This is a genomic window from Streptomyces sp. NPDC002054 (genome assembly GCF_040296685.1).
Classification (GTDB): Bacteria; Actinomycetota; Actinomycetes; order Streptomycetales; family Streptomycetaceae; genus Streptomyces.
Window position 1 is genome coordinate 179249 of the sequence record NZ_JBEOXT010000011.1, and the last position, 26581, is coordinate 205829.

Here is a 26581-nt window from a genome sequence, read left to right on the forward strand (position 1 = left end):
TGGCGGATCTGACCGGGGTGAGCTTCGCAGCACTCCGTGCCATACCCGCCCCATGGCGCAACGAACGGCTGCTGACCCAGGCGCGGCGGCCCCGCAGCAATGCGGTGGGCGGGCCGAATCCACCGGGTGGTGGCGGCGGGGCTTCTTGACATGGCATCGTCTCAGCACGGCGGGCACTTACGCATGCCCGGGCGCTGGTTCGACCAGCTCGCCTCCGGCGGCGGCTCCTCCGAGGCAGTCGCTTTCCTGGTCCGAGCCGAACGCACCCGGCGCCTGATGCTGCTGGGCGAGCTGCTCGACCGCCTCGACGAACGCCCGGAGGTGCTGGGCGGACTGGGCTCGGCCGGCACGGCCTGGCAGCTGATCGCGGAGGCGGCCGAGGCCGAGCCGGAAGCCGTCGAAGAACTGCTGATGAGTCCCCAGATCGGCTGCTGGACCGCGCACCTGCTGCGCCGGCTGCACGGGACGGCGGAGGAGACGGCGGACGGGCCGCCGCTCTGGGCCGATGCCGGGCACCTCTTCGCGATCTGCCTCGCCGCCCGGATCCGGGCGGGCCTGGACGCCGATGTCCTGGTGCCCGTCCGGAACGGCGGCCTGGCCCTGCCCACCCTGGGCCACGCCGGGATCGACGGGTCCCGGGGCTACGGCACGGCCACGGCACGCCTGCGCGGCGGCGACCTCCACCTGACCCCTCACGCGGGCTCCCGCTCGGGCGGGCGGACGATCACCGTACGGCCCGGGGACGGCGTGGGGAGCAGCAGCCACTGGAGGCGGGCGCGTACCTTCGCCGGTACCCCGACCTGGCTGGACGACCTCGATCCGTACCGGGAACTCGGCGAGCCGGTCCTCCCGCAGCCCCTCGACAGCGCCGCGGCGGAGGACTGGCAGCGGCTGTTCACCGAGGCGGCAGCAGTGCTGGGCCCCTCCGGCACCGGCCCGGGACAGCTGCGCGTCGAGGAGGTGCGCCGTATCGTCCCCTGGACCGGGACGCCGTCGGCGCCCGCCCCCGATGAGCCGGCCATGCTGAGCGCGACCACCTCGGACGCCTTCGGCTCCATGCTCATCGCCCGCCCCGAAGACGGTCTCGCCCTCGCCGAGACCATGGTGCACGAGTTCCAGCACAGCAAACTGGGCGCCCTGCTCCACCTCTTCCCCCTCCTCCACGACGACGGCGCCGAGATCCACTACGCGCCCTGGCGCCCCGACCCGCGCCACACCGCCGGCCTCCTGCACGGCGCGTACGCCTTCACCGGAGTCACCGGGTTCTGGCGCGACCGCATGGCCGACGAGCGAGCCGCCCCCGAGCACGCGGCCTTCCACTTCGGCCTGCGCCGCCTCCAGACCAGGCTCGTCGTCCGCACCCTGCTGACCCGGGCCAGGCTCACCGATGCCGGCACCCGCTTCCTCCACGGTCTGGCGGCCACCCTCGACGGCTGGCTCCGCGAACGCCTCCCCGCCGATGTCGCCGCGCGGGCCCGCGATGCCGCCCTCAGCCACCGGATCGAATGGCGCCTGCGCAACCTCCGCTGCACCGACGGGGAGCGCGCCCTGCTGGCCACCGCCTGCCACGAGGGCCTCGCGCCCCCGCCGGCCTCGGCCCACCAGCCCGTCCTGATCCGCGAGCCCACCCATTGGACCGACCCCCGCACCCCCCTGTACGGCGCCCCGCCCCGCACCCCCGCCACCGCCGACGCCCATCTCGCCGCCGGCGACCCCCGCACCGCCCTGGCCCTCTACACCGAGGCCCTGCGCGACTGCCCCTCCGACCCGCACACCCTCGGCGGCTGGCTCCTCGCCAGAGCCCGCCTCTCCCCCACCGCCCATCGCCTTCCCCTCCGCCCGGAACGTCTGCTGGCCCTCGCCCCGACCACCCCGGAGGAGCTGCACCGCGCCACGGCCTGGCTCACCGCGGGGAACTGAACTTCCCCCACATGCAGCCGTGTTGAGCGGGTAGCGTCAGAGGCATGCGGCGTACGGGTGGTCCGAGCGGGGCCCGGCACAGACGTGGGGTGACTGCGTGGGCGCCGACTCCCTGGCCACCGCATCCGGCGGGTACCGGGAGGTCCCGTGCGACGGACCGGGCGCCGACCGGCCCAAGTACAAGGTCATCGCAATCGTCCCGCTGAGCATCGCAAAGTCGTTCTGCGCCGTCGGCGTGTGAGCCGCCCGGCGGGCCCTGGCGGCCCGACCGGCGTGTACGACCCGCCCCTCTGATCCTTCGCCGTAGGTTCGCAGCGGACCGCGCCCGGCCGGGTGCGGAGCGCAGACGGCAGGGAGCGGGGCTGACGATGACCGGGAAGCGGATCATCACCGTGTTCGGTGCCACCGGGCAGCAGGGTGGCTCACTCGCGCGGGCCATCCTGGAAGGCCGGGGCGGCAACGGCGCGGCGGGTGAGGGGTTCGCCGTACGGGCGGTGACCCGCACCCCCGACTCGGACCGGGCCCGGGAGCTGGAGCGGCTCGGCGCCGTCATCGTCCGGGCCGACCTGGACGACGAGGAGAGCCTGGCCGCCGCCATGGAGGGTGCCTACGGGGCGTACCTGGTGACGAACTTCTGGGAGGACATGTCCGCGGAGCACGAGAAGGCGCAGGCGGCGGCGCTGGCGACGGCGGCCGGGCATGCCGGGGTGCAGCATGCGATCTGGTCGACGCTGGAGGACACCCGCACCTGCATTCCGCTCGACGACGAACGGATGCCCACGCTCCAGGGCTCGTACAAGGTCCCCCACTTCGACGGGAAGGCGGAGGCCGACCGGTATTTCACCGAGGCCGGGGTGCCGACGACCTTCCTGCGGACCACCTTCTACTGGGAGAACCTGCTCGGCGCGTTCGCCCCGCAGCGCGCCGAGGACGGGGCGTACGAGCTGATCTACCCGATGGGCGACAAGCGGCTGTCCGGGATCGCCGTGGACGACATCGGGCGGACCGCGCTCGCCGTGTTCGAGCGGGGGACCGACCTCATCTGGGCCACCGTGAGCATCGCCGGGGAGCACCTGCGGCTGGACGAGATGGCCGCGGCGCTCACCGAGGCCCTGGGCGTGACGGTGCGCCACCGGCGGATGACCCCGGACGAGTTCCGTGCGCTGGGATTTCCGGGGGCGGACGAGGGCGGGAACATGTTCCAGTACTACGCCGACTGCGAGGAGCGGTTCACCGGCGCCCGCGACCTGGACGCCGTCCGCGCACTGAACCCGGCCCTCCAGGACTTCGCGACCTGGCTGGCCGCCCACCGCAACCGGTTCCAGTGGTCCTGACCGGCCACCCCCTATTCATCACCTGTGACATGTGAAATATTACCTGCGCTTCGGTCCAACTCACCGAAAGGTCCCCGACCTTGCGCAGACTCGCTGCGGCGGGTGCGGCGATATCCCTCGCCCTGCTCGCCGCCCCCGCGTTCGCCGCCGTCCCCCAACCCCCCGCCCCCGTACCGCCGGTCGCCGAGCAGTACGCCGCCCCGATGCCGCCCGCCCCGCTGGAACTCCAGCGGCAGGCCCTGCGCCGCCAGGCCCTGGAAGGAGTCGCGGCCGGCGGTACCCGCGCCGAGCCGGACGGCACCCTCCCCCGGCAGGTCAAGGTCGGCAAGCGGTACGTCGAACTCGCCCAGGAACGCAAGGACAAGGTGTTCGTCATCCTGGCCGAGTTCGGCGACCAGGTGGAGCCGAAGTACGGCGGTACGCCCGGCCCCCGGCACAACACCATCGGCAAGCCGTCCCGGGAGGACAACCACACCCTCTGGCGCAAGGACTTCGACCGGGCCTACTACCAGCGGCAGTTCTTCGGGACCGACCCCGGCGCGGCCACCCTGCGGAACTACTACCGGCTCCAGTCCTCCAGCCGCTACGACATGGAGGGCCATGTCACCGACTGGGTGACCCTGCCCTTCAACGAGGCCCGCTACGGCACCGACAAGTGCACCGAGTCCGGCCAGTGCCGCACCAACTGGGACATGATCCGGGACGCCACGAACGCCTGGTACCACTCCGAGCGCGGCAAGGGCCGCACCCCGGAGCAGATCAGGGCCCAGCTCGCCGAGTACGACGTGTGGGACCGGTACGACGCCGACCGCGACGGCAACTTCGACGAGCCGGACGGGTACCTCGACCACCTGATGGTGGTGCACGCGGGCAAGGACCAGACCTGGGGCGGCGGGGCGCAGGGCACGGACGCCGTGTGGGCGCACCGCTGGTTCGCGTACTGGAACCAGGCCGGAACCGCCGGCCCGGAGGGCAACAAGGCGGGCGGCACCCCGGTCGGCGACTCCGGCATCTGGGCCGGGGACTATCTGACGGGCGGCGAGAACAGCGGAGTCGGCCTGTTCGCCCACGAGTTCGGGCACGATCTCGGCCTGCCCGACCTGTACAGCTCGGACGGCGACAACAGCGTCAACTACTGGTCGCTGATGTCGGCCGGCTCCTACCTGGGCAAGGGCCGCAACACCACCGGCGACTTCCCCGGCGATCTGGACCCGTGGTCCAAGCTCCAGCTCGGCTGGCTGGAGTACACCGAGGCCGACGCCGGCCGGAAGACCCGTGCGGTGCTCGGCGTCTCCGGCTACAACACCGAGGATCCGCAGGCCCTGTTGGTGCATCTGCCGCCGTCGGTGACCCGGACCGAGCTGACCGACCCGTACGAGGGCGGCAGCCAGTGGTGGAGCGGTACCGGCGACTTCATGGACAACACCCTGACCCGTACGGTCGACCTGACCGGGTCCGCGGGGCAGCCGGTCCGGCTCGGTGCCCGGGTCTGGTACGACATCGAGCAGGACTTCGACTACCTGACCGTCGAGGCCTCCACGGACGGCGGGGCGCAGTGGGCGGTGCTGCCCGGCACCGTCGGCGGGACCGCCATCCCCGCGAAGGGGATCAGCGGAACCTCCGCCGGCTGGGCCGAACTCGCGGTGCCGCTGGACGCGTTCGCCGGGAAGTCCGTACAGCTGCGGCTGCGCGTCACCTCCGACAGCAACACCCACGGCCGCGGGGTCACCTTCGACGACCTGCGGATCACCGCCGGGCCCGAGGGCCGGGAGCTGCTGCGGGACGGCGCAGAGCAGGGCGCGAACGGCTGGAGCGCGGTCAAGTGGTCGCGTACGCAGGGCCGCACGGGCATCGCCGAGCACCCGCGGGCGTACCTGGTGGAGAACCGTCGCCACACCGGCTACGGCAGCTACCTGAAGACCGGACCGTACAACTTCGGCTTCGGCACCGACCGGGTGGAGTTCTACCCCTATCAGCAGGGGGTGCTCATCTGGCTCTGGGACACGGCGTACAGCGACAACACCACCAAGGCCCACCCGGGTGCGGGCATGCTGCTGCCGGTGGACGCCCGGCCGGAAGCACTGCGGTTCACCGACGGGACGCTCGCCAACGCCCGGGCGCAGACCTTCGACGCGCCGTTCTCGCTGCGGCCGAGTGACGAGATCGTACTGCACAAGGCAGGGGTGCCGGCGCTGTTCCCGTCCCGGCCGGGGGTGCCGGTCTTCGACGACCGGAAGGGCTCCTACTGGAACGCGGAGCTGCCGCAGGTCGGGGTGAAGGTGCCGGACACCGGTACCCGGATCGCGGTGGTGAAGGAGGCCGCGGGCGGGCACCTGACCACGGTCCAGGTCAGCCCCTCGCCGTGACGGCACCGGGCCCGGGCGGGGGCTGTGCGACCCCCCGCCCGGGCCCGGATCCGGTCCCGGGGTCAGCCCCGGGGGACGACGGTGGCGAGGACGGACGGCAGCGGGTACCAGTCGGCGGAGATCACCGAGGCGTGCTTGCCGGCGAGCAGGGCGAGGCGCGCGCGGGCCTGGGCCTCGGTGGGCCGGGTGCCGTCGATGGCGGGGGCGACGTTGTGGGCGTCGGTGGCGATCAGCAGGTAGTGGTTGCGGTCGTACCAGCCGGTGTCGATGGAGCCGCCCGCATAGGCGCTCGCGTCGCCGTCGAAGACCACGAACCAGGGGCGGAGGGAGGCATCGGCGTAGCGGTTGCGGGGGTCGCCGGCCTCGGCGCGGTGCACGGCGGGGAAGGCCGCGGCCTGGCCGAGCCGGCCGGCGGCGGCGAGGTTGCGCAGGTGGGTGGCGTACTCGCGGTCGGTCCACAGCTTGTCCGCGGCATTGCCCTCCTCGAGGGTGCCCGGGATGAGTTCGACGAGGAACTTCCCGGCCAGGGCGGCCCGGCCGGGCCAGGCGCCGGCCCGGGCGGCGGTGTCCAGGTCGGGGTGACCGGCGGCGAGCTGGCCGGGCCGGTAGAGGGCGTCGCCGAGCTTGGCGGTGAGCAGCGCGTCGAGCTCGGCGGGGCCGCGGCCGAGGTTGGCGGCGAAACCGTCCTTGAGCTCCAGCTTCAGCACGACGGGGCGGTGGCCGGGGTGGGCGTCGTGCCAGCTGCGGATGTCGGCGAGGCAGCCCGCGAGGTTCTGGTTGCGGGACTTGGTGCGCAGCTGGGCGGGGGTGGTGGCGTTCTCGCAGTTGTTGTCGTTGCCGACCGGGTTGCTGTGGGAGACCCGCCAGGAGCTGCCGAAGAAGTTGGTCCAGACGTCGAGCTCGAGCATGGCGGCGCCGGAGTCGAGGGCGTCGGCGAAGTAGGGGTACTTGGCCTTCTCGTACGCGTTGTGCACGCCGACGCCGGTGGAACCGGCGTACGAGTCCTCGGCGGAGGAGGCCTTGGCGGGGGCGGCCTGGGCCGGGCCCGGGCCGAGGGCCAGGGCAGCGGCGGCCACCGCCACCATTCCTCCGGCGATGCGGTTGCGCAGTCCCATGTTCCCGACTCCCTTACTGCCCGGTAGGTCAACTGGGCCGGAGCGTAGGCGAGTCGAGTGAACAATGGGCAGGGGCACGACAACACCGAGGTGATCTCCGCATGGCCTGCGCCCCGGGACACCCCCGGGCAGGGCGGCGGGCCGGAGGGCCGGCGGGTAGAGTGCGGGCCACCCCCGTCCCGTGCCCCGAGGAACCGCGCAGTGAGCTCCGCACCACCCCCCATACCTGTGACGGTCGTCGGCATCGGAGCGGACGGCTGGACCGGGCTCACCACGGCCGCCCGGACCGCCCTGACCGAGGCCGATGTACTGATCGGCGGCTCCCGCCAGCTGTGCCTGCTGCCGGCCCGCGCCTGCGAGGGCGAGCGGGTGGCCTGGCCCAGCCCGCTGCGCCCGGCGGTGCCGAGGCTGCTGGAGCAGTACGCCGGCCGCCGGATCGCGGTCCTCGCCAGCGGGGACCCCATGTTCTACGGGATCGGGCGCGCGCTCTGCGAGGAGCTGGGACCGGACCGCCTGGAGGTCCACCCGCACCCCTCCTCCGTCTCCCTCGCCTGCGCCCGGCTGGGCTGGCCGGTGGAGGACACCGAGGTGGTGACGGTGGTCGGCCGCCCGGTGGCCAAGGTCGCCGCCGCGCTGCACGAGGGCCGGCGGGTGCTGGTGCTCGGCGCGGGCTCCGGCTCACCCGCCGAGATCGCCGCTCTGCTCCGCGAGCAGGGCTTCGGCCCGACCCGGATGCGGGTGCTGGAACAGCTCGGCTCCGAGCGGGAACGCGCGTACGAGGGCACGGCCGCGGACTGGGACCACGAGCCGGGCGACCCGCTCCACGTGATCGCCCTGGACTGCCGCCGCGCCCCCGGCGCCCTGCGCCTGGGCGCCACACCCGGACTCCCCGACTCCGCGTACGAACACGACGGGCAGCTGACCAAGCGCCACGTCCGGGCCGCGACCCTGGCCGCCCTGGCCCCCGCCCCCGGCGAACTGCTGTGGGACGTCGGCGGCGGCTCCGGCTCCATCGGCATCGAGTGGATGCGCACCCACCCCTCCTGCCGCGCCATCGCGGTGGAACGCTCCCCCGAGCGCGCCGCACGGATCGTCCGCAACGCAGCCGCGCTCGGCGTGCCGGCGCCCGGTCTGCGCGTGGTCACCGGCGCGGCCCCGGAGGCCCTCGCCCAACTGCCCGCCCCCGACGCGGTGTTCATCGGCGGCGGGCTGACCGCGCCGGGACTGCTGGACACGGTCTGGGCGGCGCTGCCGGTCGGCGGCCGGCTGGTGGTCAACACCGTGACCCTGGAGTCGGAGGCGCTGCTCGGCCGCTGGTACGGGCGGCACGGCGGCGAGCTGGTGAAGCTCGCGGTCTCGCACGCGGTGGCGGTCGGCGGGTTCACCGGCTGGCGTCAGGCGATGCCGGTCACCCAGTGGTCCGTGACCCGGCGGGCCGAGGAAGCAACCGAGAAGGGAACCGAGGACTGATATGACCGTGTACTTCATCGGGGCGGGCCCCGGCGCCGCCGACCTGATCACGGTGCGCGGTGCGCGCCGGCTCGCCGCGAGCCCGGTGTGCCTGTACGCGGGCAGCCTGGTGCCGCGCGAACTGCTCGCCGAGTGCCCGCCGGACGCGCGCCTGGTCGACACCTCGCAGCTGAACCTCGACCAGATCGTCGCGGAGCTGGTCGGGGCCCACGAGGCCGGGCTGGACGTGGCCCGGCTGCACTCCGGCGACCCCTCGGTGTTCAGCGCGGTGGCCGAGCAGATGCGGCGGCTGGACGCGGCCGGGGTGCCGTACGAGGTGGTGCCCGGGGTACCGGCGTTCGCGGCGGCTGCCGCCGCGCTGAAGCGGGAGCTGACCGTCCCGACGGTCGGCCAGACCGTCATTCTCACCCGGATCGCCCAGCAGGCCACCCCGATGCCGGCGGGCGAGGACCTGGCCACCCTGGGCCGCAGCGGCGCGCTGCTGGTCCTGCACCTGGCCACCCGCTACGTCGACCGGGTGGTCACCGAGCTCCTCCCCCACTACGGCGCGGACTGCCCGGCGGCGGTGGTCGCGATGGCCTCCCGCCCGGACGAGCTGATCCTGCGCGGCACCCTGGAGGACATCGCCGGGCAGGTAAAGGCGGCGGGCCTGGTTCGCACCGCGGTGATCATCGTCGGCCGCACGCTGGGCGCGGAACAGTTCCGCGACAGCCACCTGTACTCGCCGGAACGCGACCGGCATGCCTGCTGATTCCGCTGCGCGGCATGTACGGGCCCTCGGCGGAGCCACCGAGCCGGCCGGCCCCACCGAGCCCGCCGGTACCGCCGGTTCCACCGCGGCCTCCGGTCCCGCTGCGCGGCACGTACAGGCCCTCGGCGGAGCCACCGAGGCCAACGGTTCCACCGAGCCCGCCGGTACCGCCGGTTCCACCGTGGTCTCCGGTTCCGCTGCGCGGCATGTACTGATCCTCGGCGGGACCACCGAGGCCAACGGTTCCACCGAGGCCGCCGGTACCGCCGGTTCCACCGCGGCCTCCGGTTCCGCTGCGCGGCACGTACAGGACCTCGGCGGAGCCACCGGGGCCAACGGCCCCACCGAGGCCGCCGGCCCCACCGAGCCCGCCGGCGCTGCCGGCTCGGCAGGTACCGCAGCTTCAGCTGCATGGCATGTACTGGTCCTCGGCGGGACCACCGAGGCCCGGGGGCTGGCCGAGGCCTTGGCCGCGGGCGGCGGCCGGGTCACCACCTCGTTGGCGGGGCGGGTTGCGAACCCGGTGCTGCCGCCCGGGGAGACCCGGATCGGCGGCTTCGGCGGGCCCGATGGCCTCGCCGCGTGGGTGGCCGGGCACGGCGTAACGCATCTGGTCGACGCCACGCACCCGTTCGCGGAGCGGATGAGCTTCCACGCAGCCACAGCGGCAGCCGCCACCGGCATCCCGCTGCTGGCCCTGCGCCGCCCGGCCTGGGCCCCGGTCGCCGGGGACCGCTGGCACCGCGTCCCCTCCCTGGCCACAGCCGCCGAAGCCCTGCCCGGCCTCGGCACCCGGGTCTTCCTCAGCACCGGCCGGATGGGCCTGGCCGCCTTCGCGGGGCTGGACCGGCTGTGGTTCCTGGTCCGCTCGGTGGACGCACCCGAGCCGCCGGTGCCGGCCCGGACCGAGATCCTGCTCGACCGGGGGCCGTTCACCCTGGCTGGGGAGCGCGAGCTGCTGCGCCGGCACCGGATCGACGTCCTGGTCACCAAGGACAGCGGCGGCTCGGCCACCGCCCCCAAACTCACCGCCGCCCGCGAGGCCGGCCTCCCGGTCCTGATCGTGGACCGGCCCCCGGTCCCGGCCGGCGTCCCGGTGGCGGAGTCGGTGCCGGCCGCGCTGACCTGGCTGTCAGAGGCGGCCCGTACCGTCACCCCGTGACGACAAACCTGATGACCGACGCCGGGCCGGTGGCCCCGGACGCCCCGGTGACCCGCACCGGCGGGATCCCGCTGGCCCCGGCGGGCACCGAGTGGCCGCACTGCGCGGAGTGCGCGGGCCCGATGCAGTTCCTGGCCCAGCTCTTCCTCGACGACGGGCAGGGCGTCGTCGCCGTGTTCATGCGCCAGAACCAGCCGGGGCTGTGCCAGGAGTGGGACCCGGCGGCCGGCGGCAACCGGGCCCTGCTGTTCCCCGCCGAGGGGCTGGCCCCCCTACCGCTGCCGCCGGCCCGCCCGGACGACGGCGGCGTCCTGCTGCCCGATGTGCACGCCGTTGCGTACGAACCGGCGGGGGACGTCGCCTACGAGGAGGCCGGTGAGCTCTGGGCCGAGCGGTCCGGACGCTCCGAGTCTGCGGTGCTCGGCCAGCTCGGGGGCACCCCGTTCTGGCTCCAGTACGACGAGACGCCCGACTGCCCCGGCTGCGCGCAGCCGATGGCGTTCACCGCCCAGCTGGAACAGGGCCCGGACCCGGCCACCGCCATGAACTTCGGCTCCGGCAGCGCCTACCTGCACGCCTGCGGGCCCTGCGGCCGGGCCGCCTTCGGCTGGCAGTGCTGAGGCGTACCGCGTATCGCGTATCGCGTCGGTACGGTACGCCTCCGCACCAAGCCGTCTCAGGACTCCGGGTAGCGGCGCGGGGTCCAGGTGATCCGGGTGCCGTCGCCGCGCTCGGTGACCTGGGTCTGGGAGGACCCGACCAGCAGGATCGTCCGCATGTCCACCTCGGAGGGTTCCAGCGTGCCCAGGGTGAGCACCCGGACCCGCTGCTCCGGCCCGCCGACGTCGCGGGCCACCACCACCGGGGTGTCCGCCCCGCGCAGTTCCAGCAGCAGCTCCCGGGCCTGCGCCACCTGCCAGGTGCGGCTGCGGGAGCCCGGGTTGTACAGGGCGAGCACCAGGTCGGCCGCGGAGGCGGCGCGCAGCCGCTCCGCGATGACCTCCCAGGGCTTGAGCCGGTCCGACAGGGAGATCGTCGCGTAGTCGTGGCCCAGCGGTGCGCCGGCCGCCGCGGCGGCGGCATTGGCGGCGGTCACCCCGGGCAGGACCCGCACCGGGACATCCTTGTACGCCTCCTGGGCCGCCACCTCCAGCACGGCCGTCGCCATGGCGAACACCCCCGGGTCGCCGCCCGAGACCACCGCGACCCGCTTGCCGCGCCGCGCCAGGTCCAGGGCGAACTCGGCGCGCTCCGACTCGACCTTGTTGTCGGAGCCGTGCCGGACCTGGCCCGGCCGGACCGGCACCCGGTCCAGGTAGGTGGTGTAGCCGACCAGGACCTCCGCATCGGCCAGGGCCCGCTTGGTCTCCGGGGTGAGCCACAGCGGGCCGGCCGGTCCGGTGCCGGCCACCACGACCTCGCCGCCGGCCGGTTCGGGCCGGGTGCCCGGGTTGCCGACCCGGCTCGGTACCACCGCCACCGCGAAGTACGGCACCGACTCGGGGTCGGTGTCCGCCAGCAGACCGGTCCGCTCGCCCGCCATCGTCGCGCGTTCGACATAGCGCGCCTCGGCCAGCCGGCCGGAGTCCGCCATGGCCTGCCGGACGGCCGGGAAAGTGCGGCCGAGCTTCATCACCACCGCGGAGTCGGTGGCCGCGAGGCGGGCGGTGAGCTCCTCCTCGGGGAGGGTGCCGGGGAGGATGGTGAGGACCTCCTCGCCTTCCACCAGCGGGGTCTGCAGCCGGGCCGCGGCGGCGCTCACCGAGGTCACCCCGGGGATGACCTCGGTCGGGTAGCGGTCGGCGAGCCGCTTGTGCATGTGCATGTAGGAGCCGTAGAAGAGCGGGTCGCCCTCGGCGAGGACGGCGACCGTGCGACCGGCGTCCAGGTGGACGGCGAGCCGGGCGGCGGAGGCCTCGTAGAACTCCTCCATGGCGCCCTGGTAGCCGCCGGGGTGGTCGGTGGTCTCGGTGGTGACCGGGTAGACCAGCGGCTCCTCGATGTGGTCGGCGCGCAGGTGCTCCTGCGCGATGGACCGCGCGATGGAGCGTCCGTGGCGGGCGCTGTGGTAGGCGACGACGTCCGCCCCGGCGATCACCTGGACGGCGCGCAGGGTCATCAGGGAGGGGTCGCCGGGGCCGAGTCCGACCCCGTAGAGGCGTCCCTTGGCCGTGGTGCTCATTCTTCCTCGCTCGCTATCGCGTTGACGGCGGCGGCTGCCATGGCGCTGCCGCCGCGCCGCCCGCGGACGATCAGGTGGTCCAGGGCGGAGGGGTGTTCGGCGAGCGCGTCCTTGGACTCGGCGGCGCCGATGAAGCCGACGGGGACGCCGATGACGGCGGCCGGGCGCGGGGCGCCCTCTTCTATCATCTCCAGCAGCCGGAACAGGGCGGTCGGCGCGTTGCCGACGGCGACCACGGAGCCCTCCAACAGGCCGCGGTCCCGCCAGAGTTCGAGTGCGGCGGCGCTGCGGGTCGTGCCCATTTTCGCCGCGAGGTCCGGCACGGCCGGGTCGGAGAGCGTGCACAGCACGTCGTTCCCGGCGGGCAGCCGCTTGCGGGTGACCCCGCTGGCGACCATCTGTACGTCGCACAGGATCGGCGCGCCGGCGTGCAGGGCGGCGCGGGCGCGCAGCACGACCTGGTCCGTGTAGCCCAGGTCCCGGGTCAGGTCGGTCATGCCGCAGGCGTGGATCATGCGGACGGCGACCTGGGCGACCGAGGCGGGCAGCCCGGAGAGGTCCGCCTCGGCGCGGATCGTGGCAAAGGACTGGCGGTAGATCGCGGCGCCGTCCTTCTCGTACTCGAACACGGGGTACTCGCTCATTTCTTCACTGGGTGGGTTCGGCGGAGGTGGTGCGGGCGGTCCGCAGGGCGGTCGCGAGGTCGGGACCGGCCGGCACCGGCCGGCCATGGGCGGAGAGTCGGTACCCGCCGGAGGTGGCAAGCACATCCACCCAGGCGGTACCCCGCGGGTGCCCGCACCGCCGCTCACACCCGGACCAGTGCACGGGCAACAGCCGGCCGGGCCCCGGCGTGGCGGCCGGCGGACCAGCCGTTGCACCGGCCGCCGCAGCGGCCCGCGCATCGACCTGCACACCGGCCGGTGTGCCGGCGTGCACATCAGCCGGCCCGCCGGCCCGCAGTTCGGCCCGCGCAACGGCCGGTGTGCCGGCCTGCGCATCTGCCAGCACGACGGCCGCCACAGCGGCCCTGGCATCGGCCGGCACGCCGTCCGGTACGACGGCGTGCACTTCGGCCGACCCGCCAGCCCGCACATCGGCCGACACGCCGTCCGGTGCACCGGCGTGCACATCTGCCGACCCGCCGGCCGCCACGGCAGCCTGCACATCAGCCGGCCCGCCAGCCCGCACATCGACCGGCACAACGGCCGCCACAGCGGCCTTGGCGTCGGCTTGGACGTCGGCCAACGCCTTTGCGCAACCGGGCTGCCCCGTGCAGGAGGTGACGTTCTCCCAGGGGCTGCCGGGGGACACGGTCAGGCCGGCTGCCGTCAGTCGGGCCGGGCCGTTGATCGGGCGTCGCACGGGGGCGTGCGGGAGGACCACGGTGCGCCAGGGGGTGATCCGCATTCCCTGGCCCCGGTCGGCGACCTGCACCAGCGCCCGCCACTGCGCCGAGGTCAGCCGGCCGAGCGGAGGCAGCACGACCAGCGTCGCGCGCAGCCCGCTGCCCGTCCCCCACGGCATCGGCGGCTCCGCGTACGGCCAGTCCACCTCCGCCACCCGTTCCGCACCGATCCCGGCCGCGCCCAGCCGTTCGGTGAACTCGCCCTCGTCCAGGGCGTGTTCGACAGGCAGCTCGCGCACCCGCCAGGCCCGGGTGCCGGCCGCGTCCGCGGCGTCGAGGAAGTACTCGGCGGCGAGCAGCGCCGCCCGCGGAGCGTCCTGCGCGGCCACCGACACGGCCCCGCCGGCCGCCCCGAGGCGGACCAGGGCCCGCTGCTGCGGCTGTCCGAGCACGGTCACGTCCGGCTCCAGCGCGGCCACGTCCCCGCGCCCATCGTCGAAGGCGAACAGGAAGCGCCCTGACAAAGCGGTCACCCGCGCGTTCGCGCACAGCAGCCGGTCCAGCTCCCGGACCCAGGGCAGCACATCGGGCCGCCCCGGGCTGCCGTCGCCGGACAACGGCGTGGCCACGATGTTGCGCACCCGTTCATGGCCGGGCGCGGGCAGCAGGCCGGCGGCGTCCAGCAGCCCGGCCAGTCCGGCGCCGCAGCCCTCGTCCAGCCCGCGCAGCTGCACATTGCCCCGCGAGGTGAGTTCCAGGTGTCCGTCGCCGAACCGGTCGGCGGCCAGCGCCAGCAGGGAGGCCTGGTGGGCGGTCAGCTCCCCGCCGGGGATCCGGATGCGGGCCAGGTGTCCGTCGTCCGCCGGGTGCAGCCGCAGCGCGCCCGGGCAGGCGTCGCCGCGGTCCCGTATGACGGGTTCGTCCGGTGACGCTGCGGAGCGGGGCGGTGGCATGGCGGCGAGCATACCCACGATTGTCGAGCCCCGGCCTGTGGCCGTCACCACCCCGGGCCGGGCCCCGGCCCCGACACCACCCCCCGCCCCGCACCCCGGCGCACGGGCGTCCGGGCCGTGCGCCCGGCCACCGGTAAGCCCCCCTCCCCGCCGGGCGCGACCGGCCCTTAGGATGCAGGTCGGCGGGCCGACTGGCCCGCCTTCGCCGAGGACGGCGACATGGGAGGAAGCCCGGTGCGAATCCGGCGCGGTCCCGCCACTGTGAGTCCGGTGGCAGCCGGTGACGGCTGTTCCGGATGAGTCAGGAACTCCCGCCGTCCGCACTGCCCGGGGCGCGGAAACCCCGAGGAAGGCCTGCCGCCGCATGATCCTGCTGTTGTCGACCTCCGACACCGATCTGCTCAGCGCTCGCGCCGCCGCGGACGGACCTGTTCCGTACCGGTTCGCGAACCCTTCCCGGCTCCCCCTGGACGATCTGCCGCAGCTGCTGGACGGCGTGGAGCTGGTCGTCGTACGCCTGCTCGGCGGTCTGCGGGCCTGGCAGGACGGGCTCGACCTGCTGCTGGCGGCCGACCAGACCCGTCCGGTGGTCGTGCTGACCGGCGAACAGGCCCCGGACGCCCAGCTGATGGAGGCCTCCACCGTCCCGATCGGCATCGCCGCCGAGGCGCACGCCTACCTCGCGCACGGCGGGCCGGCCAACCTGGAGCAGCTGGCCCGGTTCCTGTCCGACACCGTGCTGCTGACCGGCCACGGTTTCGAGCCGCCCGCCCCCGCGCCGACCTGGGGGCAGCTGGAGCGGAACGCGGTCCGCCCGTACGGCCCGCGGATCGCGGTGCTCTACTACCGCGCCCACCAGATGAGCGGCAACACCGCCTTCGTGCACGCCCTGTGCGATGCCATCGTGGAGGCCGGCGGCACGCCCGCCCCGCTGTTCGTGTCCTCGCTGCGCAGCCCCGAGCCGGAGCTGCTGCGCGAGCTGGCGGGCGTCGACGCGATCGTGACCACCGTCCTGGCGGCCGGCGGTACCCGGCCGGCCGAAGCCTCGGCCGGCGGGGACGACGAATCCTGGGACGCGGGTGCGCTGGCCGCGCTCGACGTGCCGATCCTCCAGGCCCTGTGCCTGACCTCCTCGCGCAGCACCTGGGAGGAGAACGACGAGGGGCTGTCCCCGCTGGACGCCGCCAGCCAGGTCGCCGTGCCCGAGTTCGACGGCCGGCTGATCACCGTGCCGTTCTCCTTCAAGGAGATCGACGCCGACGGCCTCCCCGCGTACGTCGCCGACCCCGAGCGGGCCGCCCGGGTCGCCGGGATCGCCGTACGCCACGCCCGGCTGCGGCACACCCCGAACGCCGCCAAGAAGATCGCCCTGGTGCTGTCGGCGTACCCGACGAAGCACTCGCGGATCGGCAACGCGGTCGGCCTGGACACCCCGGCCTCGGCCGTGGCGCTGCTGCGCCGGCTGATCGAGGAGGGCTACGACTTCGGGCCGGCGGAGGAGATCCCCGGCCTGGTCTCCGGGGACGGCGACGAGCTGATCCGCGCCCTGATCGAGGCCGGCGGCCACGACCAGGACTGGCTCACCGAGGAGCAGCTGGCCCGCAACCCGGTCCGCATCCCGGCCGCCGACTACCGGCGCTGGTACGGACAGCTGCCCGCCGAACTGCGCGAGGAGGTCGAGCAGCACTGGGGTCCGGCGCCCGGCGAGATGTTCCTGGACCGCTCCCGCAACCCCGAGGGCGACATCGTCCTGGCCGCCATCCGGCGCGGGAACCTGCTGATCCTCATCCAGCCGCCGCGCGGCTTCGGCGAGAACCCGATCGCGATCTACCACGACCCGGACCTGCCGCCCTCGCACCACTACCTGGCCGCCTACCGGTGGATCCAGGCGGCGGCGACCGACGGCGGTTTCGGTGCCGACGCGATGATCCACCTGGGCAAGCACGGCAACCTGGAGTGGCTGCCCGGCAAGAACGCCGGCCTGTCCGCGGCCTGCGCGCCCGACGCCGCCCTCGGTGACCTCCCCCTGGTCTACCCGTTCCTGGTCAACGACCCGGGCGAGGGCACCCAGGCCAAGCGCCGGGTGCACGCCACCCTGGTCGACCACCTGGTGCCGCCGATGGCCCGCGCCGACTCCTACGGGGACATCGCGCGCCTGGAGCAGCACCTGGACGAATACGCCCAGATCTCCTCCATGGACCCGGCGAAGCTCCCGGCGATCCGCGCCCAGATCTGGACGCTGATCCAGGCCGCGAAGCTGCACCACGACCTCGGTCTCGAGGAGCGCCCGGACGACGAGGGCTTCGACGACTTCCTGCTGCACGTCGACGGCTGGCTGTGCGAGGTCAAGGACGCCCAGATCCGCGACGGACTGCACGTGCTGGGCGGCGCCCCTGCCGGGCCGGAACGGGTCAACCTGGTCCTCGCCATCCTGCGGGCCCGTCAGATCTGGGGCGGTACGACGGCCCTGCCGGGTCTGCGCGAGGCCCTCGGCCTCGACGAGTCCGCGGCCACCCGCACCTCCGCCGACCAGGCCGAGGAGCAGGCCCGGGCCCTGGTCCAGGCGATGGAGGACGCGGACTGGAACCCGGCCGCGGTGGACGAGGTCGCGGCGGGGCACTCCCGCGCCGTGGCCGACGTCCTGCAGTTCGCGGCCCGCGAGGTGGTGCCGCGGCTGGCGGCCACCACCGACGAGCTGACCCACGCCGTGCACGCCCTGAACGGCGGTTTCGTGCCGGCCGGCCCGTCCGGCTCCCCGCTGCGCGGTCTGGTCAACGTCCTGCCGACCGGCCGGAACTTCTACTCCGTCGACCCCAAGGCGGTGCCCTCCCGGCTCGCCTGGGAGACCGGCCAGGCCCTCGCCGACTCCCTGCTCACCCGCTACCGCACCGACAACGGCGACTGGCCGGCCTCCGTCGGCCTCTCCCTCTGGGGTACGAGCGCGATGCGGACGGCGGGCGACGACGTCGCCGAGGCCCTCGCCCTGCTGGGCATCCGCCCGGTGTGGGACGAGGCCTCCCGCCGCGTCACCGGCCTGGAGCCGATCCCCCTCGACGAGCTGGGCCGCCCGCGCGTCGACGTCACCCTGCGCATCTCGGGCTTCTTCCGGGACGCCTTCCCGCACGTCATCGGCCTGCTGGACGATGCGGTACGGCTGGCCGCCTCGCTGGACGAGCCGGCTTCGGACAATTTCGTCCGGGCGCACGCCCAGGCGGACCTGGCCGAGCACGGCGACGAGCGCCGCGCCACCACCCGTATCTTCGGCTCCCGCCCCGGCACCTACGGCGCGGGCATCCTCCAGCTGATCGACAGCCGCGACTGGCGCACCGACGCCGACCTCGCCGAGGTGTACACGGTGTGGGGCGGCTATGCGTACGGCCGCGGGCTGGAGGGCCGTCCGGCCCGCGCCGAGATGGAGACCGCATACAAGCGGATCACGGTGGCGGCGAAGAACACGGACACCCGCGAGCACGACATCGCCGACTCCGACGACTACTTCCAGTACCACGGCGGCATGGTGGCCACGGTGCGCGCGCTGCGGGGCACCGCCCCGGAGGCGTACATCGGCGACTCGACCCGCCCGGAGACGGTCCGGACCCGCACGCTGGTCGAGGAGACCTCGCGCGTGTTCCGGGCCCGGGTGGTCAACCCCAAGTGGATCGAGGCGATGCGCCGCCACGGCTACAAGGGCGCCTTCGAGCTGGCCGCGACGGTGGACTACCTGTTCGGGTACGACGCCACGACGGGCGTGGTCGCGGACTGGATGTACGACAAGCTGACCGAGACGTACGTACTGGACCCGCAGAACCAGGCCTTCCTGAAGGAGGCCAACCCCTGGGCCCTGCACGGGATCGCGGAGCGGCTGCTGGAGGCCGAGTCCCGCGGCCTGTGGGAGAAGCCGGACCCGCAGATCCTGGAGTCCCTGCGCCAGGTGTATCTGGACACCGAGGGCAGCCTGGAGGGCGAGGCGGAATAACCGCCGCAGCCGCCGCGCACCGCGGCCGGCCGGTCACCCGGCCGGCCGCGGCACGCCGGTCAGCCGGGGGTCGGAGAAGAACTCCCCGGGCGTGGTGAGGCCGGCGTTCACCCGGGCGAATCCGTCCATGGCGTCCTGGATGCCGTGCCCGGTGATGAAGTCCTTGAGGTAGCCGGCGTCTCCGACCAGGGCCCAGCCCGGTCCGTAGGGGACGCGGAAGTAGTTGGGCACGGCGGTGCCCACGAGCCGGCCGGTACGGGTGGCCGACGCAGTCCGTTCGGCGAAGGCCGGGACCCGGGCGATCGTGGCCAGGTAACCGCCCTCGATGTCGGCCCGGTTGGCGGCGAAGTCCCGCATCGGGAGCGCGCCGATCACCACGGTGAGGCCGTCGTTGGTGGGCCAGGCGGCGAAGGCCCGGTCCCCGACCATGTAGGCCTCGTACCGGCCGTCCATCGGGAGGTCCGCCCAGTATGCGTAGTAGGCGCACTGGAGCTTGGGCGCGGCCGGCATGGCCGTGGCCGCGGATGCCGGTCACGGCGTCGCCCCCGGTGACCAGGTCCTCGACGGTGAACCGCTCGCGCACCTCCCCCCTCCCCCGCGGGCGAGCCGCTGAGGACGAAGGGCCCGAGATCGAAGGAGTACGTGGTGATCAGCGGGCAGCCGGTGGCCACCACCCGGTCCAGCAGCCCCCACCGCCGCAGGGCGGTCAGGCCGGGCGGATGGACGATGTGGGTGGAGAGCGTGTCGCTGGGGAAGCCGGCCCGGTCCACGAGGAGGGCCCGGTAGCCGCGGCGGGCCAGCAGCATCGCGGTCGGCGCACCGGCGCAGCGGGCCCGCCCCGGTTACTTCCTGGACAGATGTCCAGCTATAGTGGACGCCTGTCCAGGAAATCCGACGAGCCGGGAGAGTGCCCGCCCATGCATGTCACAGCCCAGATCCTGGTCGGCCTGGTGGCCGCCCTGCACACCTACTTCCTGGTCCTGGAGATGTTCCTGTGGGAGAAGAAGCCGGGGCGGGACCTCTCCGGCTTCGACGCCGAACTCGCCCGGGCCACCGCCCCGCTCGCCGCGAACCAGGGCCTCTACAACGGCTTCCTGGCCGCCGGCCTGGTCTGGGGTCTGATCGCGGCGGACCCGACCGGCTTCCGGGTGCAGGTGTTCTTCCTCGCCTGCGTCGTGATCGCCGGGGTGTACGGCGGCCTCACCGCCAACCGCCGCATCCTGGCCGCCCAGGCCCTGCCCGGGGCGCTGGCCCTCGCCGCCGTGCTGGTGGCCGGCCGGTGACGGGCGGGCCCGGGGACCCGCGCGCCGCCCGGACCCGGGCGGCGCTGCGCCAAGCCCTGCTGGCGGAGTGCGCGGAGCGGCCCCTCGCCTCGGTCGGGGTCGCGGCGCTGGTGCGCCGGGCCGGGGTCGGCCGGGCCACCTTCTACGTCCACTACTCCGGCCTGGAAGAGCTCGCCGTCGACGCCTGCGCCGATGTGGTCCGGGAGGCGGTGGACGCCCTGCACGCCTGGCGCGGCATCCCGGACCCGGCCGCCCCGCCGCCCGCCCTGCGCGCCTTCTTCGAAGGCCTCGCCCCGCACGCCGCCCTCTACCGCGAACTGCTGCGCCCGGGCGGCGGCGGCCCGCTGGGGCTGGTCCTGCACCGGGACCTGCGGGCCCGCAGCATCGCCGAGCGCACCCTGGCCGGGGCCCCGGAACCCGAGTTGATCGGCTCGGCGGTGGCCGCGGCCTTCGCCGGGGTGCTGGCCGACTGGCTGCACGGGCTGATCGAGGCGGGCCCGGACCTGATCGCGCAGCGGGTGTGGCGGCTGCTCATCTCCCTGCACCGCACCCCGCTGTCCTGACCGGCCGGCCGGCCCGCCGCGACGGGAGCCGTCAGACCAGGCCGTGCTTGTACGCGTAGGCGGTTGCCGCCGAGCGGGAGCCCACACCCAGCTTGGCGAAGATGCTGCCCAGGTGCCGGGCCACGGTCTTCTCGCTCAGGAACCTCGCGTTCCCGGGGCGTGAGCAGCCCGGCCACGTCCTGCCCGGCCGCGCCCGGGGCCGGGTCGCCGGTGCGCAGGAGGTCCGGGCCCGCCCCGAGCTCCCGGAACACCTCTGCGGCGGCTCCGAGTTCCAGCCGGGCGGTCACCTCGTCGCCCGCCGCCCGGCAGGCCAGGCCGAGCAGCATGCGGGCCCGGGCCGCCTCGTACGGCATGCCCAGGGCGCGGAACGCGGCGGCGGCCGGGGGCAGCACCGCCTGGGCCCGGGCGGTCTCCCCGGCGGCGAGCAGCAGGGCGCCCTCCGCACAGCCGACCAGTGCGGACAGCAGGGGCCCCAGTTTTCCAGCGCGGGCGCTACGGCGCGACGGGCAGCTGCCGCTTGTGCTCGGTGAGGCGGTAGCGGCGGACGATGATCCCGAAGGCCCGCTCGTCGACCGGCTTGCCCTCGAGGAAGTCGTCGATGTCGTCGTAGGTGACACCCAGCGCGTCCTCGTCGGCCTTGCCCGGGTCGAGGGTCTCCAGGTCGGCGGTCGGGGTCTTCCAGACCAGCTCGGCCGGGGCCCCCAGGGCATCCGCGACGGCCCGCACCCGGCGCTTGGTCAGCCCGGTCAGCGGGACCAGGTCGGCGGCCCCGTCGCCGAACTTGGTGAAGAAGCCGGAGACCGCCTCGGCCGCGTGGTCGGTGCCGACGACCAGGCCGTCATGGGCGCCGGCCACCGCGTACTGGGCGATCATGCGCTGCCGTGCCTTGATGTTGCCCTGGACGAAGTCCTGGTGGTGGGCGTCCCGGAAGACGACCCCGGCGGCCAGCGCGGCCTCCAGCGCCGCATCACTCGCCGGCTTCACGTCCACGGTGAGGACGTCGTCGGCGCGGATGAAGGACAGCGCCAGCTGCGCGTCCCGCTCGTCGGCCTGGACTCCGTACGGCAGCCGCATCGCATGGAAGCGGGCCTCGTGGCCGGCCGCCCGGACCCGCTCCACGGCCAGCTGGCACAGCCGCCCGGCGGTGGTGGAGTCCACCCCGCCGCTGATGCCGAGCACCAGCGCCCGCAGCCCGGTGGAGGTGAGCCGCTCGGCGAGGAAGGCCACCCGGCGCTCGATCTCCCGCTCGGCGTCGAAGGTCTCGGCGACCTCCAGGTCCCGGGCGATCTGCTGCTGCAGGGCGATGGACGCCGGCTCGCTCACGGCTGCTCCTCTGGTACTCGTTCGTGGTCCGATGACCCGCCCACCCTATCCAGTGCGCAATCCCTCGAAGGGAGGCGTCGACCCCTTCCGGGTGGTTCGAACGCCGGATCACGGCCGACTCTCCGGCCGCCCCTTGGCTCCGGCCCCCGCCTCGTAAACACGTACGACTCTTCGCTCCCCCGCGCCCGTGACGCCGCTCTGAACAGCCACGTTCTTCCGGCGTCAGTCACCCGCCGCACCACCCTCGGGAGGAACCATGCGATCCGTGCATGTTCATGTGCTGTTCGACCAGGACCCGGACGGGGGTGGCCGCGGATGAGGCTGCTCAAGCGCCCCGTTGTGAGCGAGGGCACCGTCTCCGACAGCGAGCGCCAGCTCTTCGGCGGACCGCTGCGCTACGACGCGGGCTGGGCCGAGTACGAGTACGCCCAGCTGGACGCCCGCCTGATCGACACCCTGCGCGCCATGCCCAGGATGGTCGGCGGCACCCTCCGGCTGGCCCGGTCCGCCGACCGGCCCGCCCTGTTCACGGTGGCCGCCGCCGAGGCCGGGCAGGGCGTGACCTCCGCCCTCGGGCTCCTGGTGGTGAACGCCGTCCTCGGCCGGCTGCTCGGCACCGGCACCGCCGCCGAGCGGCTGCACGCCGCGCTGCCCGCGCTGGCGCTGGGCGCGCTGATCGCCGTACTGGGCGCCGTACTGGCCTCCTGGTCCACGGCCGCCGCCGGACGGCTGGAGCCGAAGGTGGAGCGGGCCGCCCACGAGCGGTACCTGCACGCCGCGGTCCGGGTCGAGCTCGAAGCCATCGAGGACGGCGAGTTCCGGCGGCTGCTCGACAGCGCGCAGTGGGGCCCGCCGGCCGCCCGCCGCACCATCGGCGCCTGTGTGGCCACCCTGAACGCGCTGATCTCGCTGGTCGCCGCGGCCGGGGTGCTCACCGTGCTGCACCCCGCCATGCTGCCGATGCTGCTGCTGATCGCCGCCCCGCGCGGCTGGGGCGCGATGCGGGTGGCACAGCGCCGCTACCTCTCGGTGATGAGCTGGGTCGAGCACGTCCGGGCGGCCCGGCTCATCGGACAGCTGCTGATCTCCCGGACCTCCGCCGCCGAGGTGCGGGTGCACGGGGTCGGCCGCTACCTGCTGGGCCACTACCGCAAGATGGGCGAGCACGCCGAGACCGAGGCCACCCGGCTGGCCCGGGACAAGGCCGGCACCGAACTGCTCGCCGCCGCCCTGTCCGGCGCCGCCGCACTGGTCACCTATGCCGCGATGGGCGCGCTGATCGTCTCCGGCCGGATGGACCTGGCCGTGGCCGGCACCGCGGTGCTCGCGGTGCGCAGCGGCTCGGCCGGACTCGGCGCGCTGGTTTCCAGTACGAACACCCTGCACGAGGAGTCCCTGTACGTCCGGGACCTGGAGCGGTTCGTCGCCGAGGCCGAGCAGCGGGCCATCCCGTCCGGCGGTCGGGCGCTGCCCGAGCGGTTCGGGGCAATCCGGCTGACCGACGTAGCCTTCCGCTACCCCGACCGGGAGGAGCCGGCCCTCAGCGGGGTCTCGCTGACCGTCGAGGCGGGCCGGGTGGTCGCCCTGGTCGGCGAGAACGGCTCCGGCAAGTCCACCCTGGTGAAACTGCTGGCCGGGCTGCACCTGCCGGACAGCGGCCGGATCGGCTGGGACGGGGTGGACCTGGCGGAGGCCGACCGCGAGCAGGTTTTCGACCGGGTGGCGCTGCTCACCCAGGACTTCGAGCGCTGGCCGGTCACCGCCCGGACGAACATCGCCATCGGCCGTCCGCAGGCCGAGGAGGGGGTGGACTGCGCAGCCGCGGTGGTCGCGGCGGCCCGGTACGCGGGGGCCGACGGGCTCGTACGGAAACTGCCGCACGGCTACGAGACCCTGCTGGCCCGGGTGTTCCGGGGCGCCTCCGAGCTCTCCGGCGGCCAGTGGCAGAAGTTCGGCCTGGCCCGCACCCGCTACCGGGACGCCCAGGTGATCGTGGTCGACGAACCCACCTCGGCGCTGGACCCGCAGGCGGAGATCGCCGCCTTCGACAGCATCCGCGGCCTGGCCGGGCCGCAGCGCGCGGTGGTCCTGGTCACCCACCGGATGTCCGGGGTCCGGTACGCCGATGTGATCTACGTACTGCACGAGGGCCGGCTTGTCGAACAGGGCAGCCACCAGGAGCTGCTGGAGCTCGGCGGCCGGTACGCGGCGATGTTCCGGATGCAGGCCGAGCAGTACGGGGAGACGGTCCCCGGCGGCCCCGGCGTCACCGGCGGCCCCGCTATCCCGCGGCAGGGCACCGCGCCGCGGAACGACCCGTCCGTCACCTGAAGCGGTGAACTCCCCCTTGTCCAGGGGGAAGCAGGGGTAGTGCCCTGCTGATCTCGTGCGGGGGACCGGTCCGACCGGTCCCCCGTACCGCGTGACGATGTAGAGAAAGGCCGATCCTGCCGTGACCCAGCCGTTCCGACTGCCGGATTTCTACGTGCCCTATCCGGCACGACTGAACCCCCATCTGGAGACCGCGAGAGCCCACACCAGGCAATGGGCCCGCGCTCTGGGCATGCTGGAGGGTTCCGGGGTCTGGGAGGCGAGCGACCTCGAGTCGCACGACTACGCGCTGCTCTGCTCGCACACCCATCCCGACTGCGACAGCGACGCCCTGGACCTGGTCACCGACTGGTACGTGTGGGTGTTCTTCTTCGACGACCACTTCCTGGAGATGTACAAGCGCACCCAGGACCGGGAGGGCGCCCGGGACTACCTGGAGCGGCTGGCCGCCTTCATGCCGATGGACTTGGCCCAGGGGTTCCCCGAGGCCACCAATCCGGTGGAGGCCGGGCTCGCCGATCTGTGGGCGCGGACCGTCCCGGCGATGTCGGCGGACTGGCGGGAAGGGTTCTCCGAGAGCACGCGGAACCTGCTCAACGAGTCCATGTGGGAACTCGCCAACATCAACATGGGGCGGATCGCCAACCCCCTCGAGTACATCGAGATGCGCCGCAAGGTGGGCGGCGCCCCCTGGTCGGCGGGCCTGATCGAATATGTGTCGGCGGAGGTCCCGGCCCGGATCGCGCACTCCCGTCCGCTGGGGGTGTTGCGGGACGCCTTCGCGGACGCCGTGCACATCAGGAACGACATCTTCTCCTACCAGCGGGAGGTGGCCGACGAGGGCGAGCTCTCCAACGCCGTCCTGGTCCTGGAGACCTTCCTCGGCTGCACCACCCAGGAGGCCGCCGACACCTCCAACGACCTGCTCACCTCCCGGCTCCAGCAGTTCGAGCACACCGTGCTCACCGAGGTCCCCCAGCTGATCGTCGACCGAGGGCTGGACCCGGCCGAGGCGGCGGCCGTCGTCGCCTACGCCAAGGGCCTGCAGGACTGGCAGTCCGGCGGCCACGCATGGCACATGGTCTCCAGCCGCTATATGAACCAGGAGGCCAGGACCACCGCGGCCGTCACCCTGCCGTTCCTGCCGACCGGGCTGGGCACCACCGCGCTCGACATCCGGTCCCTGTTCGCACCGCGCGCGAGCGAACTGCGCCACCGGTCCTTCACCCATGTGCCGTTCGAGAAGACCGGCCCGTCGGTGATCCCGGAGATCCACCTGCCGTTCGAGCTGACGCTCAGCCCGCACCACCGGTACGCCCGGGAGGAGTCGGTGGCCTGGTCCCGGCGGATGGGCCTGCTGGACGCCGATCCCGGCGACCCGGCCTCCGCGATCTGGGACGAACGCAAGCTGCGCGGCTTCGACTTCGCGCTGTGCTCGGCGGGCATCGACCCGGACGCCACCCCCGAGCAGCTGTTCCTCAACGCCTGCTGGCTGACCTGGGGCACGTACGGGGACGACTACTACCCGGTGGCATTCGCCCAGACCGGGAACCTCGCCGCGGCCAAGGCGGCCACGGCCCGGCTGATCTCGATGATCCCGGTGGACCATGCGGAGCAGCCGGAGCCGCACACCGCCCTGGAGCGGGCCCTGGCCGACCTGTGGGTCCGGACGACCACGGGCATGGCGGCCGAGCACCGGGCGGAGTTCCGCACCTGCCTGACCACCATGCTGGAGAGCTGGGTGTGGGAGGTGGACAACGCCGCCGCCCACCGGATCCCGGACCCGGTGGACTACGCGGAGATGCGCCGGCACACCTTCGGCAGCGAGCTCACCATGTACCTGTGCCGGCTGGGCCTGGCGGGCCGGGGCATCCCGGAGGAGATCTACGCCTCCGGGGTGATCCGTTCACTGGAGAGCGCGGCGGCGGACACCGCCTGCCTGATGAACGACATCTTCTCCTACCAGAAGGAGATCGAGGTCGAGGGCGAGCTGCACAACCACATCCTCGTCACCCGCAACTTCTTCGACATCGGCTACCCGGAGGCCCTGCACATCTGCCATGAGCTGATGACCCGGCGCATCCAGGAGTTCGAGCACATCGTCGCAACCCAGCTGCCGGTGCTGTACGAGGACTGGCAGCTGGACCGGGAGGCCCGGGCCGGCCTGGACGCCTATGTGGCGGAACTCCGGGACTGGCTGGTCGGCATCCTCAACTGGCACCGCACGGTACGCCGCTACCGCCCCGAGGACCTGCACCCGACCCCCACCGGAACGCCCCCGGGCACCTGGTCCACCACCTTCGGCATGTCAGCCACGAAGCTCGCGTACTCCGGCGGCTGACCCGTCGGCCGAGCCGTCCTCTGCGACGGCCAGGAGGTCGAGACCGGGCGGCTGCGGCAGGTGCTCGGCACCCTCTCGGGCATCGCGGTGCTGGCCGGGACCGTGGGTGCCCCGGCTCTCCAGGCGATCCGCGAGCTGCTCGCCAACCTGGGCCTGGGCCTGG

20 protein-coding genes, 1 pseudogene and 1 riboswitch are annotated in these 26581 nt (G+C 73.9%); of the genes and pseudogenes, 13 read left to right on the forward strand and 8 right to left on the reverse strand.

Translation table 11 applies throughout. The annotated features are described in order from the left end of the window. The first annotated feature begins 150 nt into the window (after window positions 1-150). The 4 genes from ABT123_RS13085 (at window position 151) to ABT123_RS13100 (ending at window position 5620) form a co-directional block, all read left to right on the forward strand. Window positions 151-1920 (forward strand): HEXXH motif domain-containing protein, encoded by a 1770-nt coding sequence (locus ABT123_RS13085; RefSeq protein ID WP_351312738.1) that lies wholly within the window; start codon window positions 151-153, stop codon window positions 1918-1920. Window positions 1921-2017: 97 nt separating this feature from the next. Continuing rightward, a complete protein-coding gene (locus ABT123_RS13090; protein WP_351312740.1) occupies window positions 2018-2161 on the forward strand; it encodes a hypothetical protein in 144 nt (47 codons plus the stop codon). 127 nt (window positions 2162-2288) lie between these two features. Beyond that, entirely contained in the window at window positions 2289-3254 is a 966-nt protein-coding gene (locus tag ABT123_RS13095) for an NmrA/HSCARG family protein (protein ID WP_351312742.1), read from the forward strand. 80 nt (window positions 3255-3334) lie between these two features. Continuing rightward, window positions 3335-5620 carry an immune inhibitor A domain-containing protein gene (locus ABT123_RS13100; protein WP_351312744.1) on the forward strand — a complete coding sequence of 762 codons (2286 nt, stop codon included), beginning with the start codon at window positions 3335-3337 and terminating at the stop codon, window positions 5618-5620. 62 nt (window positions 5621-5682) lie between these two features. Here the strand turns inward: ABT123_RS13100 and ABT123_RS13105 are convergent, their stop codons facing one another. Beyond that, complete coding sequence (locus ABT123_RS13105; protein ID WP_351312746.1) at window positions 5683-6735, reverse strand: phosphatidylinositol-specific phospholipase C domain-containing protein; 1053 nt, start codon at window positions 6733-6735, stop codon at window positions 5683-5685. Between the two features lie 201 nt (window positions 6736-6936). On the opposite strand from ABT123_RS13105, the gene cbiE reads away from it, so the two are divergent. The 4 genes from cbiE (at window position 6937) to ABT123_RS13125 (ending at window position 10738) form a co-directional block, all read left to right on the forward strand. After that, on the forward strand, window positions 6937-8205 hold the full coding sequence (gene cbiE, locus ABT123_RS13110; RefSeq protein ID WP_351312748.1) for a precorrin-6y C5,15-methyltransferase (decarboxylating) subunit CbiE: 1269 nt from the start codon (window positions 6937-6939) through the stop codon (window positions 8203-8205). A 1-nt stretch (window position 8206) separates the two neighbouring features. Further along, a complete protein-coding gene (gene cobM / locus ABT123_RS13115) occupies window positions 8207-8956 on the forward strand; it encodes a precorrin-4 C(11)-methyltransferase (protein WP_351312750.1) in 750 nt (249 codons plus the stop codon). A 421-nt stretch (window positions 8957-9377) separates the two neighbouring features. Further along, the gene (locus ABT123_RS13120; protein WP_351312799.1) at window positions 9378-10118 is read left to right on the forward strand and encodes a cobalt-precorrin-6A reductase; all 741 of its coding nucleotides are present in this window, start codon (window positions 9378-9380) and stop codon (window positions 10116-10118) included. Next, complete coding sequence (locus ABT123_RS13125; RefSeq protein WP_351312752.1) at window positions 10115-10738, forward strand: YwqG family protein; 624 nt, start codon at window positions 10115-10117, stop codon at window positions 10736-10738. The genes ABT123_RS13120 and ABT123_RS13125 overlap by 4 nt, the downstream gene beginning before the upstream one ends. Window positions 10739-10794: 56 nt before the next feature. Here ABT123_RS13125 and ABT123_RS13130 read toward each other — a convergent pair whose 3' ends face one another. From ABT123_RS13130 to ABT123_RS13140, 3 genes are read right to left on the reverse strand one after another with little or no spacing between them, the layout of a single operon-like run. After that, the gene (locus ABT123_RS13130; protein ID WP_351312754.1) at window positions 10795-12300 is read right to left on the reverse strand and encodes a precorrin-2 C(20)-methyltransferase; all 1506 of its coding nucleotides are present in this window, start codon (window positions 12298-12300) and stop codon (window positions 10795-10797) included. Beyond that, window positions 12297-12944, reverse strand: coding sequence for a precorrin-8X methylmutase (locus ABT123_RS13135; RefSeq protein WP_351312756.1), 648 nt, complete (start codon window positions 12942-12944; stop codon window positions 12297-12299). Before ABT123_RS13135 ends, ABT123_RS13130 begins: the two co-directional genes overlap by 4 nt. Window positions 12945-12948: 4 nt before the next feature. Beyond that, window positions 12949-14601: a ferredoxin-like domain-containing protein gene (locus tag ABT123_RS13140; protein WP_351312758.1), complete on the reverse strand. Its 1653-nt coding sequence runs from the start codon at window positions 14599-14601 to the stop codon at window positions 12949-12951. Between the two features lie 202 nt (window positions 14602-14803). After that, a riboswitch (cobalamin riboswitch) is annotated at window positions 14804-14912 on the forward strand. 53 nt (window positions 14913-14965) lie between these two features. Between ABT123_RS13140 and cobN the strand changes: the two genes are divergently transcribed. Beyond that, on the forward strand, window positions 14966-18577 hold the full coding sequence (cobN, locus tag ABT123_RS13145) for a cobaltochelatase subunit CobN (RefSeq protein ID WP_351312760.1): 3612 nt from the start codon (window positions 14966-14968) through the stop codon (window positions 18575-18577). A 33-nt stretch (window positions 18578-18610) separates the two neighbouring features. Here cobN and ABT123_RS13150 read toward each other — a convergent pair whose 3' ends face one another. Both ABT123_RS13150 and ABT123_RS13155 read right to left on the reverse strand, forming a co-directional pair. Then, window positions 18611-19087 carry a hypothetical protein gene (locus tag ABT123_RS13150; protein WP_351312803.1) on the reverse strand — a complete coding sequence of 159 codons (477 nt, stop codon included), beginning with the start codon at window positions 19085-19087 and terminating at the stop codon, window positions 18611-18613. A gap of 203 nt (window positions 19088-19290) precedes the next feature. Continuing rightward, window positions 19291-19383, reverse strand: a pseudogene (locus tag ABT123_RS13155) (hypothetical protein); the annotation flags it as partial. Between the two features lie 111 nt (window positions 19384-19494). On the opposite strand from ABT123_RS13155, the gene ABT123_RS13160 reads away from it, so the two are divergent. Together ABT123_RS13160 and ABT123_RS13165 are read left to right on the forward strand one after the other, a co-directional pair. Beyond that, complete coding sequence (locus ABT123_RS13160; protein ID WP_351312761.1) at window positions 19495-19860, forward strand: DUF1304 domain-containing protein; 366 nt, start codon at window positions 19495-19497, stop codon at window positions 19858-19860. Further along, complete coding sequence (locus ABT123_RS13165) at window positions 19857-20423, forward strand: TetR/AcrR family transcriptional regulator (RefSeq protein ID WP_351312763.1); 567 nt, start codon at window positions 19857-19859, stop codon at window positions 20421-20423. Before ABT123_RS13160 ends, ABT123_RS13165 begins: the two co-directional genes overlap by 4 nt. Before the next feature lie 31 nt (window positions 20424-20454). On the opposite strand, the gene ABT123_RS13170 is transcribed toward ABT123_RS13165, so the two are convergent. Together ABT123_RS13170 and nadE are read right to left on the reverse strand one after the other, a co-directional pair. After that, window positions 20455-20562 (reverse strand): LuxR C-terminal-related transcriptional regulator, encoded by a 108-nt coding sequence (locus tag ABT123_RS13170; protein WP_351312801.1) that lies wholly within the window; start codon window positions 20560-20562, stop codon window positions 20455-20457. Between the two features lie 353 nt (window positions 20563-20915). Next, window positions 20916-21746, reverse strand: coding sequence for an NAD(+) synthase (nadE, locus tag ABT123_RS13175; RefSeq protein ID WP_351312765.1), 831 nt, complete (start codon window positions 21744-21746; stop codon window positions 20916-20918). 315 nt (window positions 21747-22061) lie between these two features. Between nadE and ABT123_RS13180 the strand changes: the two genes are divergently transcribed. Both ABT123_RS13180 and ABT123_RS13185 read left to right on the forward strand, forming a co-directional pair. Next, window positions 22062-24077: an ABC transporter ATP-binding protein gene (locus tag ABT123_RS13180; protein ID WP_351312767.1), complete on the forward strand. Its 2016-nt coding sequence runs from the start codon at window positions 22062-22064 to the stop codon at window positions 24075-24077. Window positions 24078-24198: 121 nt separating this feature from the next. Continuing rightward, window positions 24199-26418 carry a terpene synthase family protein gene (locus tag ABT123_RS13185; protein WP_351312769.1) on the forward strand — a complete coding sequence of 740 codons (2220 nt, stop codon included), beginning with the start codon at window positions 24199-24201 and terminating at the stop codon, window positions 26416-26418. The last annotated feature ends 163 nt before the right edge of the window (window positions 26419-26581 follow it).

What these genes read in the sequence shown, in the direction of transcription:
- ABT123_RS13180 (WP_351312767.1), top strand. Translation starts at nt 22,062, where the DNA reads ATGAGGCTGCTCAAGCGCCCCGTTGTGAGCGAGGGCACCGTCTCCGAC.
- ABT123_RS13095 (WP_351312742.1), top strand. Translation starts at nt 2,289, where the DNA reads ATGACCGGGAAGCGGATCATCACCGTGTTCGGTGCCACCGGGCAGCAG.
- cobM (WP_351312750.1), top strand. Translation starts at nt 8,207, where the DNA reads ATGACCGTGTACTTCATCGGGGCGGGCCCCGGCGCCGCCGACCTGATC.
- ABT123_RS13150 (WP_351312803.1), bottom strand. Translation starts at nt 19,087, where the DNA reads ATGCCGGCCGCGCCCAAGCTCCAGTGCGCCTACTACGCATACTGGGCG.
- ABT123_RS13140 (WP_351312758.1), bottom strand. Translation starts at nt 14,601, where the DNA reads ATGCCACCGCCCCGCTCCGCAGCGTCACCGGACGAACCCGTCATACGG.
- ABT123_RS13105 (WP_351312746.1), bottom strand. Translation starts at nt 6,735, where the DNA reads ATGGGACTGCGCAACCGCATCGCCGGAGGAATGGTGGCGGTGGCCGCC.
- ABT123_RS13160 (WP_351312761.1), top strand. Translation starts at nt 19,495, where the DNA reads ATGCATGTCACAGCCCAGATCCTGGTCGGCCTGGTGGCCGCCCTGCAC.
- ABT123_RS13135 (WP_351312756.1), bottom strand. Translation starts at nt 12,944, where the DNA reads ATGAGCGAGTACCCCGTGTTCGAGTACGAGAAGGACGGCGCCGCGATC.
- ABT123_RS13085 (WP_351312738.1), top strand. Translation starts at nt 151, where the DNA reads ATGGCATCGTCTCAGCACGGCGGGCACTTACGCATGCCCGGGCGCTGG.
- cobN (WP_351312760.1), top strand. Translation starts at nt 14,966, where the DNA reads ATGATCCTGCTGTTGTCGACCTCCGACACCGATCTGCTCAGCGCTCGC.
- ABT123_RS13130 (WP_351312754.1), bottom strand. Translation starts at nt 12,300, where the DNA reads ATGAGCACCACGGCCAAGGGACGCCTCTACGGGGTCGGACTCGGCCCC.